The organism is Streptomyces himastatinicus ATCC 53653, from assembly GCF_000158915.1.
In the GTDB taxonomy this organism is placed as follows: domain Bacteria; phylum Actinomycetota; class Actinomycetes; order Streptomycetales; family Streptomycetaceae; genus Streptomyces; species Streptomyces himastatinicus.
This window is the reverse complement of record NZ_GG657754.1, coordinates 2,653,592-2,667,453: the sequence shown is the minus strand read 5'-3', so window position 1 is coordinate 2,667,453 and position 13,862 is coordinate 2,653,592. Positions and strand designations below refer to the sequence as shown.

The window sequence follows — 13,862 nt, the reverse complement described above, 5'->3', positions numbered from 1 at the left end:
CCGGTGGCGCCGTCGCGCGGCTGGGGCGGCTGCGGGCGGAGGGGCGCAGCGGGGAGGCGCACGCCGTGCTGTGCGAGACGGCCATATGGCCCGCCGGGCGGCTGCCGGTGCTGGCGGCCGAGCTGGAGCGCGCGGGGCTCGGCGCCGACGTGGCGACACTGCTGTGGGAGATGGCCTGTCTGCCGCCCGAGCCGCTCGCCGCCGCCGCGGAGGCGCTGATCGCGGCGGGCCGCGAGTCCGACGGCGAGCGGCTGCTGCGGCAGAGCGTCGCGCGGCCCGTCGCGGAGGTGGCGCAGACCGCGCTCGCGCTGCTCGGGAACGCGGCGCACCAGGAGGTGGCGCTGCTGCTGACGGCGTTCCTGCGGGCCCGTACGCCCGCCGAGGTGGCCGAGGCGGCGGCCGAGGACCCGGGCACGCTGGTGCCGCAGCTGCTGGACGCGGCGGGCGCGGTGTCCCCGGGCAGCCAGCACGATCTGGCCCACGCCCTCCGCGTGGCGGGCATACACGGCGCCACCTGATCCCTGCCGGGTCCGACGTCAGGCCCGACATCACACGAAAAGTGATGTTCTTCGTTGAGTAACGGCGGCGGTATTGCCAGAGTGGTGAGTGCGCTTCTACGTTCTTCACCACAGCGAAATTCTACGTGCGTAGACACAGGTTGACGACGGGGGCAAGCCCCCGGAGCCCTGCTGTGAAGGAGCTGATCATGGCCAACGTCGTACGTGCCGCGCTCGTCCAGTGCACCTGGACCGGCGACACCGAATCGATGATCGCGAAGCATGAGGACTACGCCCGGCAGGCCGCCGCCCAGGGGGCCAAGGTGATCGGCTTCCAGGAGGTGTTCAACGCCCCGTACTTCTGCCAGGTACAGGAGGCGGAGCACTACCGATGGGCAGAGCCGGTCCCGGACGGGCCGACGGTGCGGCGGATGCAGGCGCTGGCCCGGGAGACCGGGATGGTCATCGTGGCCCCGGTGTACGAGGTCGAGCAGTCCGGCTTCTACTACAACACCGCGGCCGTGATCGACGCCGACGGCAGCTACCTCGGCAAGTACCGCAAGCACCACATCCCCCAGCTCAAGGGGTTCTGGGAGAAGTACTACTTCAAGCCGGGCAACCTGGGCTGGCCGGTGTTCGACACCGCCGTCGGCAAGGTCGGCGTCTACATCTGCTACGACCGCCACTTCCCGGAGGGCTGGCGCGCCCTGGGGCTGGCCGGGGCGCAGCTCGTCTACAACCCGTCGGCCACCTCCCGCGGGCTGTCGTCGCACCTGTGGCAGCTGGAGCAGCCCGCGTCGGCGGTCGCGAACGCGTACTACATCGCGGCGATCAACCGCATCGGCACCGAGGAGTACGGCGACAACGACTTCTACGGCACCAGCTACTTCGTGGACCCGCGCGGCCAGTTCGTCGGCGACGTGGCCAGCGACAGGAAAGAGGAACTGGTCGTCCGCGACCTCGACTTCGGCCTCATCGACGAGGTGCGCCGGCAATGGGCGTTCTACCGGGACCGCCGCCCCGACGCCTACGACGAGCTGGTGAAGCCATGACCGGCGAGCCCACGACCGGCGACCAGCTGTACGCACGCCACCGTGCCGTCCTCCCGGACTGGCTGGCGCTGTACTACCAGCGCCCCATCGAGATCACCCACGGCGAGGGGCGCCACGTCTGGGACGCGGACGGCAACCGCTACCTCGACTTCTTCGGCGGCATCCTCACCACCATGACCGCCCATGCGCTGCCCGAGGTCACCAAGGCCATCACCGAGCAGGCGGGCCGGATCCTGCACAGCTCCACGCTCTACCTCGACCGCCCGATGGTCGACCTCGCCGAGCGCGTCGCGCATCTGTCCGGCATCCCCGATGCCCGGGTCTTCTTCACCACCTCCGGCACCGAGGCCAACGACACGGCGCTGCTGCTCGCCACCACGTACCGCCGCTCCAACCAGATCCTGGCGATGCGCAACAGCTACCACGGCCGGTCGTTCTCGACGGTCGGCATCACGGGCAACCGCTCCTGGTCGCCGACCAGCATCTCCCCGCTCCAGACGCTGTACGTGCACGGCGGGGTGCGGAGCCGGGGGCCGTTCGCCGGGCTGTCGGACGGCGCGTTCATCGACGCGTGCGTGGCCGACCTGGAAGACATCCTCGGCCAGGCGCACGGCAACGTCGCCGCGCTGATCGCCGAACCCGTCCAGGGCGTGGGCGGCTTCACCTCCCCGCCCGACGGGCTGTTCGCCGCCTTCCGGGAGGTGCTGGACCGGCACGGCATCCTGTGGATCACCGACGAGGTGCAGACCGGCTGGGGCCGCACCGGCGACCACTTCTGGGGCTGGCAGGCCCATGACGCCGCGGGCCCGCCGGACGTCCTCACCTTCGCCAAGGGCATCGGCAACGGCATGTCGATCGGCGGGGTCGTGGCGCGCGCGGAGGTCATGAACTGCCTGGGCGCCAACTCCATCTCCACCTTCGGCGGCAGCCCGGTCACCATGGCCGCCGGTCTCGCCAACCTCAACCACCTCGTCGAGCACGACCTCCAGGGCAACGCCCGCCGCGTCGGCGGACTGCTCATCGAGCGGCTGCGCGCGGCCTGCGCCGGGCTCGACGGCGTACGCGAAGTACGCGGCCGGGGGCTGATGATCGGCGTCGAACTGGTCGAGCCGGGCACCGGCGACCCGGCGCCCGAGGCCGCCTCGGCCGTCCTGGAGGCGGCCCGCGAGCGCGGGCTGCTCCTCGGCAAGGGGGGCGGCCACAACAGCAGCGTCCTGCGCATCGCCCCGCCGCTGAGCCTCACCGTGGCGGAGGCGGAGGAGGGCGCGGACATCCTCGAAGCCGCCCTGAACGCCACTCAAGGTCAGTCGGGCGCCCAGTCCGGTCAGACGGGAAGGAGTGCGGGCTGATGCCTCGTACCGTGATCCGTGGCGGGCTCGTCATCACCGCCGCCGAGGAGATCCACGCCGACGTCCTGGTCGAGGACGAGCGGGTGGTGGCGCTGGCCGCGTCGGACAGCGATGTCGCGCGCGGCTGGACCGCCGACCGTACGATCGACGCGACCGGCAAGTACGTCATCCCGGGCGGTGTCGATCCGCACACCCACATGGAGATGCCGTTCGGCGGCACGTTCGCCGCCGACACCTTCGAGACCGGCACCCGGGCCGCGGCCTGGGGCGGCACGACCACCATCGTGGACTTCGCCATCCAGACCAAGGGGCACGCCCTGCGGGAGGGCCTGGACGCCTGGCATCTGAAGTCGGGCGGCAACTGCGCGATCGACTACGCCTTCCACATGATCCTGTCCGATGTCGACGAGGGCTCCCTGAAGGAGATGGACCTCCTCGTGGACGAGGGCGTGACCTCGTTCAAGCTCTTCATGGCGTACCCGGGCGTCTTCTACAGCGACGACGGGCAGATCCTGCGCGCCATGCAGCGCGGCGCCGCCAACGGCGGGCTCATCATGATGCACGCCGAGAACGGCATCGCCATCGACGTCCTGGTCGAACAGGCCCTCGCCGAGGGCAGGACCGACCCCCGCTACCACGGCGAGGTCCGCAAGGCGCTGCTGGAGTCCGAGGCCACCCACCGCGCCATCCAGCTGGCACGGGTGGCCGGGGCGCCGCTGTACGTCGTCCATGTGTCGGCGGAGGAGGCCGTCGCTGAGCTGACGCAGGCGCGCGACAAGGGGCTTCCGGTCTTCGGCGAGACCTGTCCGCAGTATCTGTTCCTGTCCACCGACAACCTCGCCGAACCGGACTTCGAGGGCGCCAAGTACGTCTGCTCGACACCGCTGCGGCCGAGGGAACACCAGGCGGCGCTGTGGCGGGGGCTGCGGACCAACGACCTCCAGGTCGTCTCCACCGACCACTGTCCGTTCTGCTTCACCGGCCAGAAGGAGATGGGCCGCGGCGACTTCTCCAAGATCCCCAACGGGATGCCGGGCGTGGAGAACCGCATGGACCTGCTCCACCAGGGCGTCGTGGACGGCCACATCACCCGCCGCCGGTGGATCGAGATCGCCTGCGCCACCCCGGCCCGGATGTTCGGCCTCTACCCCAAGAAGGGCACCATCGCGCCCGGCTCGGACGCCGACATCGTCATCTACGACCCGGCCGCCCAGCAGACCATCTCCGCCGAGACCCACCACATGAACGTCGACTACTCGGCCTACGAGGGCAAGCAGATCACCGGGCAGGTCGAGACCGTGCTCTCGCGCGGCCTTCCGGTCATCGACGGCCGCGCCTACACCGGGCGCGCCGGGCACGGCCGTTACGTCCGCCGCTCGACCTGTCAGTACCTCACCTAGGAGGCCAGGCCATGGACTTCGGACTCGTACTCCAGACCGATCCGCCCGCGTCGGACGTCGTCGACCTCATGCGCCGCGCCGAACGCAACGGCTTCGGCTACGGCTGGACCTTCGACTCCGCCGTGCTCTGGCAGGAGCCGTTCGTCATCTACAGCCGCATCCTGGAACACACCGAGCGGCTCACCGTCGGCCCCATGGTCACCAACCCCGGCACCCGCACCTGGGAGGTGACGGCCTCCACCTTCGCCACCCTCAACGACATGTACGGCAACCGCACCGTGTGCGGCATCGGCCGCGGCGACTCCGCCATGCGAGTCGCGGGCCGCACGCCGAACACCCTCGCCCGGCTGAGCGACGCCATCGACGCCATCCGCGACCTGGCGGAGGGGCGGGAGGCCGTGGTGGACGGCAGCCGGATGCGCATCCCCTGGATCAAGGACGGCCGGCTGCCGGTCTGGATGGCGGCGTACGGGCCCAAGGCGCTCGCCCTCGCCGGACAGAAGGCCGACGGCTTCATCCTCCAGCTCGCCGACCCGTTCCTGACGGAGTGGATGGTCCACGCGGTCCGCACCGCCGCCACCGAGGCGGGCCGCGACCCGGACGCGATCACCATCTGCGTCGCCGCGCCCGCGTACATCGGGGACGACCTGGCCCACGCCCGGGAGCAGTGCCGCTGGTTCGGCGGCATGGTCGGCAATCACGTCGCGGACCTGGTCTCCCGCTACGGCGATCACTCCGGCGCCATCCCCGAATCCCTGACCGCGTACATCGCCCAGCGCCAGGGCTACGACTACAGCCACCACGGCCGCGCCGGAAACCCGGACACGGCCTTCGTCCCGGACGACATCGTCGACCGCTTCTGCCTGCTGGGACCGGCGGAGGCCCATGTGGAAAAGCTGCGCGCGCTGCGGGGGCTGGGCGTGGACCAGTTCGCGGTGTATGCGATGCACGACGCGAAGGAGAGAACGATCGACGCGTACGGCACCGAGGTCATCCCGGCCCTGAACGGATAGCACCAGTCATCGGATCTCTTCGCGCACGCTTCTTGAATATTGAGGCGGCCACTCCCATCATCCTGGCCATGAAGAGACGTCAGATACTCACGGTGCTCGGAGGTCTCGGCTTAGCCGGGCCCCTCGCCGCGATCACTCCCTCCGGTCGGGCGGCCGCCGCCGACCTGCCGGAGGGAGTGTTCTTCCAGAACCGGGGCAGCGTGGAGGGCTGGGACTACAGCTACGCCCAGAAACAGGGGACGATCACCACGGTCGACACCCCCACCTACAAGGGCGCGCACGCACTCGCGGCGACCCAGACCTATGTCAACGAGACCGGGGGCTACCACTCCGAGGTCCTCCGCCGAGGAGCGCAGAGCGTTGGCGAGGACCGCTACTACGGCCAGGCCATCCGGCTGGCCCCCGACTGGCGGTTCCATGACCAGAACGTCACCTTCCAGCAGTTCTCCCCCGAGGATCCGGAGGGCCCTTGGCTTCTGATGTTCGTCATGGGCAACAAGATCCAGTACGGCGGCCGCGCGGTCTCCGGCACCGTCGGTTCCATCGCCGACCTGCGCGGAACCTGGATCCGTATCGTCGTACGCCTCAAGCTCGCCGACAGCGGCCAGGGGGCCTTCGAGGTCTGGCTGAACGGCAAGAAGACGGTCAGCTCAACGGGCATCACTCTGCTGCCGTCCACCTCCCGCACCATCCGCTGGTCCAGCGGCATCTACTGCACGGCCTGGCGCGACGGCACGCCCGCCGGACCCTCGACCCTGACGGTCCTCCATGACCAGCACCGCATCGCCTCGTCGTACGCCCTCGCCGAACCCGCGAACTGGACCTGACCGACTGGGGGAGAGTCTTTCCGGCTGAGGAATGGTGCAACCGCAGGGCTCCGGCAAAAACCGCTCATTCTTCATGGCGGACGGTAAGCCGTGCGGGATCGAACTCGCGCCGAATGGGCGGGGCGGGAGCTTTGCGTTCCCGCCCCCGCAGTGCTAGCTCGCGCTCGGAGGGGTCTGAGCTGCCTTCTTGGCGGGGCGGCCGCGCTTCTTGGGGGTGGATTCCTCCGCGGGCCTGGACACCACCGCGAAGGGCTGGAGTGCCTCCTGAAGGGCCTTCAGTGAATCCGGCCCCAGGTCCACGATCCGGCGCTCCGGCTTCAGGGCCTGCCGTACGGCGATGGTGTTGCTGCCGTCCTCGTTCTGCTCCCCGGTTTCGTATTCCTCGTCGGCCCAGACGGGGACCACGATCTCCACCGAGTGCACGTCCTCGGTGACATCGGGTTCGATATCGCAGTGAATTACGGTGCGTCCATAAATTTGCGTCTCGACCGTCTGTCCGTTCACGACGACCGGCGTGACGGTTTCCTGAACTCCTTCCTCGTCCTTCTGGGTTTCCGGAACCTGAACAAAGCGAACTGCCACTGCTTCCCCTTTTTCTTGGTGCCGACTCAAATTCTAGCGGGGTAGCGGGTGTTGATGCCAATCCGGAAATACCGAAAGCCCCTTCCGGTCAGAAGGGGCTTTCGGTGCGCGTGGCGGAAAATGTGTGCGTCCGGGGTCAGCCGCAGCCGTTGCGGGCGGCGTGCCGGTATGGGCCACCGCGGAGTCCACGGCGGCGGCGCCGGTGCCTGAGCAGTTGGCCACCGCCGCAGGCGGAGCGGGCGCCCGGACGGGGTGAGACGGAGAGGAGGGGAGGCGAGCCTCGTCATGCCGGCTTGTGCCAGACAAGGCTGTAGCGGAACAGGGCGTGACGGCGGTACCGGGCGCCGGGCAGCACCTCGGCCGCCAGCGCCCGCATCTGCCGGTACGTCACCGGCGGCGGCCACACGATGGGGGACGGGTGCTGCCACTGGCCCTTCACCGCGCGATGGGCGGTGCCGACGGCGACCCCGGCGAGGACGTACGGCAGATCGCGTGGGGTGTTGCGGGCGAGTCCGACGACGGCGAGGACGCCGCCCGGGCGCAGCAGGTCGCGCATGCGGGCCAGCCCGGTGGCGGCGTCCATGTGGTGCAGGGTGGCCACCGACGCGATGACCTCGAACGAGGCCGGTTCGAAGGGATGGGTGAGGAAGTCCCCGAGCACATAGTCGATGTCGCCCGGGTGGGCGCGGGCCTGGTCGATGCTCGGCTCGTGGAGGTCGATGCCGGTGACGTGCGGCACGGTTCGCCTCAGTTCACGGGCGAGCATGCCCTCGCCGCAGCCGACGTCGAGGGCATGCCGGGCGCCGTCAGGGACCGCGCGGAGGATGCGGTGGTGGTAATGGATGTTGTGGTTCCATCGCCTGCCGTTCTTCGCTGTCATGCGGTCATTCTGCGGGGACGCGACTCCGGGTCACCGTGCGCCGCGGATCAGCCGGATGGCGAACGCGCCCGCGCCGCAGAAGACCGCCGCGGCGATGTACAGGGCGCTGTAGTTTCCGGCGCCTCCGATGGCGAGGAAGAGCGGGGCGAGGACGGGGGAGATGGTCTGGGGGATCGTGGTGGACAGGTTGAACACGCCCATGCCCTTGGCGGCCTCGGTGTCCTTGTTGGGCAGGACCGACGCCACGAGGGCGTAGTCGACGCCCATGTACATGCCCTGGCCGAGACCGGAGATCCCCACGCCCACGAGGAACATCCCGGTCGACTGGGCCGTGGCCACCACCACCATGGCGCAGGCGAAGACGACGGACGCCGCGGCGACGAAGACCTTGCGGCGCCGTATGCGGTCGGAGAGCCAGCCTGCGGTGAAGCTGCTGACGGTGGTGGCGGTGGCCAGGATCAGCATCGACCAGAACAGCACGGGGCTGGCGTCCTCGGCGGTGTAGCCGAGCCGGTCCATCAGGAAGTACGCCTTGTAGGTGGTCAGGAAGGACAGACCGGTCCAGGTCAGGAACCGTCCGCACCAGGCCCAGGCGAAGTCGGGGTGGCGCACCGGGTTGATCCACATGCTCCGGGGGATGTCGGCCCAGCGGAGCCGGGGGAGTTCGGCCCGGGAGCGGGGGACCTCCTTGAGATAGCGGACGAAGACCCCGACCATGACCAGACCGAGCAGCCCCGGCGCGACGAACATCCACAGGTTGTCCGTCCCGGTGAACTGGACGAGGAACGTGCCGCTGACGATGCCGATCTGGGTCGTCATGCCCATCAGCCCGGAGACGCGCCCCCGGTACCGGTCCGTCACCCGCTCGGGGAGGAGCGCGGTCGCGGCGGCGAGGGCCGCGTTGAACAGCATCTGGGCCAGACACCAGCCGAGGCCCAGGACGAACAGGTTGGGCGCCGTGCCCATCACCAGCAGCGCCCCGAAGCCCAGGACCATGCCGCCGAGGATGTACGGCCTGCGCTGGCCCCAGCGCGAGGTGGACAGGTCGCTGAGCCTGCCGAAGACGGGGTTGGCCACCAGCGCGCAGAAGGCGCCGGCGCCCGCGATGGTCGACAGGCTCCCGGCCTTGCCGTCCGGGTCGAGGTCGGCGACCCGGAGGGACAGGGTGACCGAGGCGGGGGTGCACAGGGCGATCCACAGGCCGATGTAGGCGAGGATGAACAGGGTGATGAACACCCCGTTCACCTCCTGGCCGGTGGCCTTCGCGATCCGTTCAGGGCCGTGCGGTGGCACGGGGGTTTCGGGGCTTTCGGGGGTGTGGGGGGTGGCGGCGCCGGGCTTCCGGGCAGACAGCATCGTCCGCTCCTTTGCGGATGAGGTCCCGTGGGGAGGGAGAGGGAGGGAGCGGGAGCGGACTAGCGGGTCAGGGGGCCGACGTCGATGCCGAGGAGGGGCGCCGGACGCTTCACGGTGCTGGTGATCTCGACGGCGCCGTTCTCCGGCGCGATGCGCTCCAGCCGTTCCAGGACCTCCAGTACGTGGAACGCGAAGTCGGCGGAGGCCCGGTGGAGGTCTCCGCCGAGGTGGCGTACGAGGTCCAGCACCCCGGGGCCGCGGATGGCGCGGGCGCCCGCGGGGGTGAGCGGGTCCATCACGGCGGGGAGTTCGGTCCACTCCTCGTCACCGCGCCGCTTCACCAGGACGGGGTCGTCGAAGCGGTTGGGGTTGGGCACCTGGAGGGTGCCCTCGGTGCCGTAGACCTCCAGGTGGGGGAGGGTGGTGTCCCATACGTCGAAGCTGTACATGGCCGTGGCCAGGGCGCCGGAGGCGAATTGGAGGATCGCCGTCGCGTGGGTGTCGACGGTGACGCCGACGCGCTCGACGCGGCGCTCGGGGGCCGTCACGGTCAGCTCGTCGGCGGCGCGGGTGGTCGCCCCGACCACCCGGCTGACCGGTCCGAGCAGATTGACCAGCGCGGCGATGTGGTACGGACCCCAGTCCAGGACCGGGCCGCCGCCCTCGGTGAACAGGAACGTGGGGTCCGGGTGCCAGGTCTCGGCGCGCGAGGAGCGGACGAAGGAGGACGCGGCGAACGGACGCCCGATCAGCCCGGCGTCGACGGCGGCGCGGGCCGTCTGCCCGGAGGGGCCGAGGAAGGTGTCGGGCGCCCCGCCGAGCAGCTTGCCGGTCTCCCGGGCGGTCTCGATGTTCCGCCGGGCCTCCTCGGCGGTGGCGGCGAGCGGCTTCTCGACGTACACGTGCTTTCCGGCGCGCAGGGCCGCGTCGGTCAGCGCCGCATGGGCCCTGGGCGGGGTGATGTTGACGACGACCTGCACCTCGGGGTCGGCGAGCAGCTCCTCCGTCGTGCCCCACGCCGGGATGTTCCACTCCTCGGCGGCGGCGCGGGCACGCTCGCCGTCGAGGTCGGCGACGCGCACGATGGGCAGTTGGGGGATGGCCGAGAGGCCGAGTGCGTAGGCGTTGAAGATCGAGCCGGTACCGATGACGCCGACGGGGACGCGGCGCGTGGTTTCGTCCATGGGTTCTCTCCCGGTCTTTCACAGGGCGCTGTCCGCTGCGGCGGCGGTGGACAGCGCGCGGCAGAACGGCACCTGGAGGCAACGGAGTTGGACGAAACCGCTGTCGGTGAAACGGTGCAACATGCAAGCACCGGCTTCCCGGCGGGTCAAGGGTTCGGGCAAGCCGAATGCGCTCGGTCAGGCCGAGTGCGCTCGGTCAGGCCGAATGCGCCAGCAGGTCGCCGATGCCCTCGGGGGACAGGACGTGTTCCACGCCGACGACCGTCCCGCCGACGACACCGGCGGACATCCCCAGCACGCTCCCGGTCAGCGACAGCCGACGGGTGGCCAGGGGCAGCGCCCGCCGGTAGACGACGCCGCGGATCCGGGCCAGCAGGTCGTCGCTGGCGGCGGCGATCGCCCCGCCGATGACGATCCGCGCCGGGTTGTAGACGTGCACGAGCAGCGCCACCACCTCACCGATCGTCACCGCGGCCTCGCGGACGACGCGTACGGCCCCGGGGTGGCCGTCGCGGACGAGCCGGGCCAGGTCGGCGGCGCCGCGCGGCCCGTCCTGCCCGGCGAGGCCCGGGTCCTCCCGGCCGAGCCGGGCCGCCATCGCGGCGGCCGACGCCACGGCCTCGACGCAGCCGATGTTCCCGCAGCTGCACACGGTGTCGTCGGCGCCGGGCACCCGCAGATGCCCGATGTCACCCGCGGCGCCCTCCGCCCCGCGGTGGAGTTCCCCGGAGGCCGAGATGAGGCCGCCGCCGATACCGGTGCCGATCTTGATGAAGAGCAGCGGTGCCTCGCCCTCCGGCAGGGCGCGGGCCTCGCCGAGGGCCATGAGGTTCACGTCGTTGTCGACGAAGGTCCGGCAGCCGAACCGCTCGGTCAGGGTCCGGCCGACCGGGAAGCCGTCCCAGCCGGGCATGATGGGCGGCCGCACCGGCGTACCGGCGCGCGCGTCGACGGGACCGGGGAGCCCGACGACGAAGGCCGAGGGCCGGTCGGCCCCTCCTGACGCCGCGGACTCGGCCAGCATGCCGCGCAGCCGCTCGGTCAGCAGGTCGAGCGTCGCTTCGGGGCCCCGCGCCACGTCCAGCGCGACCTCCTCCTGCGCCACGAGGTTCTGCGACAGGTCGGCGAGGGCCAGCCGGGCGCTGTGGGCGCCGACGTCGGCCACCGCGACCACTCCGGACCGGGGGTTGAGCGTCAGCCGGAGCGCCGGGCGGCCGCGGCCGGGCCGGGCGACGGTTCCGCCCTCGGTGACCACCCCGGCGTCGATCATGGTGTCGAGGTGCCGGGCCACCGTGGACCGTGCCAGGCCGGTGGCCTTGACCAGGTCGGCGCGGCTGTCGGCGAGGCCCGACGCGATGAGCCGGGCCAGTGAGCTGTGGACCGGGCCGCCGGTGTTCTGCGGCCGCAGGCCGGCGACCGACAGCCGGGGTATCGGGCGGGGGTCCGTCGTCTGCGCTCCCATGGCCGGTCACGGTACCGCAATTCTGGCGGCTTTTATGACTCACAAGATGCAGAATTCAATGTCTTGTGAGGCTCTAATGGCTGTCTTAGGCTCACCGCCGGACGAAACCGCACCGTCGGACCGAGATCAGGACTCGACAGCAGACCATCCCGCCGACGCTCCTCAGGGAGGGCTGTCATCACCTCTCCACCGCAAGGCCGCTCCAAGCCACTCGGCACCGCCATCGTCGGCGCCGGGATGATCGGCGCGATCCACCGCAGGGCCGCGGCGCTGGCCGGCGCCCGCATCACCGGCGTTCTGGCCTCCTCGCCACCGCGGTCCGCCCAGGTGGCCGCGGAGTGGCAGGTCTCCGCGTATCCGTCCCTGGACGCGCTCCTCGACGACACTTCCGTGGATGTCGTCCACATCTGTTCGCCCAACGCCACCCACGCGCCCTTCGCGATGCGCGCCCTCGCCGCCGGGAAGCACGTGGTGTGCGAGAAACCCCTCGCGGTCTCCGTCGCCGACGCGGAGCGCATGGCGGAGACGGCCCGTAACAGCGGGCTGGTGGCCGCCGTCCCGTTCGTCTACCGCTACCACCCCCTGGTCCGGGAGATCCGGGCGCGCCGGATCGACGGCGAGTTCGGCGGCTGGCACCTGATCCACGGCAGCTACCTCCAGGACTGGATGCTCTCGCCGCAGGCCTCCGGCTGGCGCGTGGACCCGGTGGCCGGAGGCCCGTCCCGCGCCTTCGCGGACATCGGCTCCCACTGGTGCGATCTGGTCGAGTGGGTGTCGGGCGAACGGTTCGCCGAGGTCACCGCCTCGACGTCGATCGCCGTGGACAAGCGTCCCGCCGCCGGGGCCCGTACCTTCGAGGACGCCTCGGAGCCTTCCGCGTCCGAGGAGTACATGGACGTCCGTACCGAGGACTGCGCCGCGCTGCTGCTGCGCACCGCCTCCGGCGTCCTGGCGTCCACCACCGTCTCCCAGGTCTCCGCCGGGCGGAAGAACCGGCTGTGGTTCGAGCTGGACGGCGCGCGGGCCAGCGCGGTCTTCGACCAGGAGAACCCGGAGACCATCTGGCTGGGCGGTGAGGACGGCGCCCGGGTCATCAGCCGCGACCCCGGCCACGGCTCGGCCGAACAGCGGCGGTTGTCAGTCCTGCCCCCGGGCCATGCCCAGGGGTACGCGGAATGCTTCGAGGCGTTCGTCGCCGACACGTACGCCGCGATCGGCGGCGACCGGCCGGAGGGCCTGCCGACCTTCGACGACGGACTGCGCGCCGCCCGCATCACCGAGGCGGTTCTCCGATCCTCCCGTAACGGCTCGTGGACAGAGGTGTGAAGAGATGAAACTCGGCTTCCTGACGGCATGTCTCCCCGGCTGGTCCCTCCCGCGCATCGCGGAGTGGGCGAGCGGCAACGGCTATGAGGCGCTCGAGGTCGCCGTCTGGCCGCGGACCGGAGGACGCGACTTCGAGGCGAGCCATCTGCCCGTCGCCGACTTCCCCGCGGCGCGCGCGGAGGAGACGCTCGCGCTGTTCGCCAAGCACGACCTCGAACTGTCCGCGCTCGCCTACTACGAGAACCACCTGCACCCCGACCCGGAGCGCCGGGCGGAGATCCGTACCCACTTCAAGCACGCGGTGGACGCGGCCGCGGCGCTCGGCGTCCCGTACGTCGGCACGTTCATCGGCCGGGACTGGACCAAGCCCGTCGCGGACAACCTCAGGGAGGCCGAGCGCGTCTTCCCCGAACTCGTCGACTACGCGGGCGAACGCGGTGTGAAGGTCATCATCGAGAACTGCGTCATGGAGGGCTGGCACCCCGACGGCTATCCGGGCAACCTGGCATACTCCCCGGAACTGTGGGAGTGGATGTTCTCGCTGGACCTCTACCTCAACTGGGACCCCTCGCACCTCACCTGGATCGGCATCGACCCGGTGAAGACCATCGCGCCCTACATCGACCGCATCGTGCACGCCCAGGCCAAGGACGTCGAGCTGGGCAGCGGGGACATCGACCGGTACGGCTTCTTCGGCAAGGCGGTCGACCGCCCGGACCCCTGGGACAACGGCTGGTGGCGCTACCGGGTGCCGGGGCTCGGTCAGGTCGACTGGGCGCGCGTCGTCGACCGCCTCTACGAGCACGGCTTCACCGGAACGCTCTCCGTCGAACACGAGGACCCGGTCTGGGGCGGAACGGAGGAGAAGGTCGCCCAGGGACTGAAGATCGCCCACCGCACCCTGCGCCCGCTGGTCATCGGCTGAAGCCCGCCC

General features: G+C 70.7%; 13 protein-coding genes. 8 read left to right on the top strand and 5 right to left on the bottom strand.

Annotated elements, in window-relative coordinates; translation table 11 throughout:
* The 6 genes from SSOG_RS55855 to SSOG_RS10600 all read left to right on the top strand — a co-directional run.
* On the top strand, positions 1–518 hold a 518-nt coding region (locus SSOG_RS55855), incomplete at its 5' end, for a hypothetical protein (RefSeq protein WP_039937142.1).
* 188 nt (positions 519–706) lie between these two features.
* Positions 707–1,549, top strand: coding sequence for a nitrilase-related carbon-nitrogen hydrolase (locus tag SSOG_RS10620; protein ID WP_009714219.1), 843 nt, complete (start codon positions 707–709; stop codon positions 1,547–1,549).
* Entirely contained in the window at positions 1,546–2,898 is a 1,353-nt protein-coding gene (locus SSOG_RS10615; RefSeq protein WP_009714218.1) for an aspartate aminotransferase family protein, read from the top strand. The genes SSOG_RS10620 and SSOG_RS10615 overlap by 4 nt, the downstream gene beginning before the upstream one ends.
* Positions 2,898–4,298 (top strand): dihydropyrimidinase, encoded by a 1,401-nt coding sequence (gene hydA / locus SSOG_RS10610; RefSeq protein ID WP_039937139.1) that lies wholly within the window; start codon positions 2,898–2,900, stop codon positions 4,296–4,298. Before SSOG_RS10615 ends, hydA begins: the two co-directional genes overlap by 1 nt.
* A gap of 11 nt (positions 4,299–4,309) precedes the next feature.
* Complete coding sequence (locus SSOG_RS10605) at positions 4,310–5,311, top strand: TIGR03842 family LLM class F420-dependent oxidoreductase (protein ID WP_009714216.1); 1,002 nt, start codon at positions 4,310–4,312, stop codon at positions 5,309–5,311.
* Between the two features lie 68 nt (positions 5,312–5,379).
* Positions 5,380–6,138, top strand: coding sequence for a polysaccharide lyase family 20 protein (locus SSOG_RS10600; protein ID WP_039937136.1), 759 nt, complete (start codon positions 5,380–5,382; stop codon positions 6,136–6,138).
* Positions 6,139–6,291: 153 nt separating this feature from the next.
* Here the strand turns inward: SSOG_RS10600 and SSOG_RS10595 are convergent, their stop codons facing one another.
* The 5 genes from SSOG_RS10595 to SSOG_RS10575 all read right to left on the bottom strand — a co-directional run bounded on the left by SSOG_RS10595 (position 6,292) and on the right by SSOG_RS10575 (position 11,602).
* Positions 6,292–6,642, bottom strand: a complete 351-nt coding sequence (locus SSOG_RS10595; protein WP_245606270.1) for a hypothetical protein — start codon at positions 6,640–6,642, stop codon at positions 6,292–6,294.
* A gap of 361 nt (positions 6,643–7,003) precedes the next feature.
* On the bottom strand, positions 7,004–7,600 hold the full coding sequence (locus SSOG_RS10590) for a class I SAM-dependent methyltransferase (protein ID WP_009714213.1): 597 nt from the start codon (positions 7,598–7,600) through the stop codon (positions 7,004–7,006).
* A 30-nt stretch (positions 7,601–7,630) separates the two neighbouring features.
* On the bottom strand, positions 7,631–8,956 hold the full coding sequence (locus tag SSOG_RS10585) for an MFS transporter (RefSeq protein WP_009714212.1): 1,326 nt from the start codon (positions 8,954–8,956) through the stop codon (positions 7,631–7,633).
* Positions 8,957–9,015: 59 nt separating this feature from the next.
* Positions 9,016–10,140, bottom strand: a complete 1,125-nt coding sequence (locus SSOG_RS10580; protein ID WP_009714211.1) for a Gfo/Idh/MocA family protein — start codon at positions 10,138–10,140, stop codon at positions 9,016–9,018.
* A 196-nt stretch (positions 10,141–10,336) separates the two neighbouring features.
* Positions 10,337–11,602, bottom strand: coding sequence for an ROK family transcriptional regulator (locus SSOG_RS10575; RefSeq protein ID WP_009714210.1), 1,266 nt, complete (start codon positions 11,600–11,602; stop codon positions 10,337–10,339).
* A 177-nt stretch (positions 11,603–11,779) separates the two neighbouring features.
* Here SSOG_RS10575 and SSOG_RS10570 point away from each other — a divergent pair, with 177 nt between their 5' ends.
* Positions 11,780–12,928 carry a Gfo/Idh/MocA family protein gene (locus SSOG_RS10570; RefSeq protein ID WP_039937132.1) on the top strand — a complete coding sequence of 383 codons (1,149 nt, stop codon included), beginning with the start codon at positions 11,780–11,782 and terminating at the stop codon, positions 12,926–12,928.
* 4 nt (positions 12,929–12,932) lie between these two features.
* Entirely contained in the window at positions 12,933–13,853 is a 921-nt protein-coding gene (locus SSOG_RS10565; protein ID WP_009714208.1) for a sugar phosphate isomerase/epimerase family protein, read from the top strand.
* Positions 13,854–13,862: the final 9 nt, after the last annotated feature.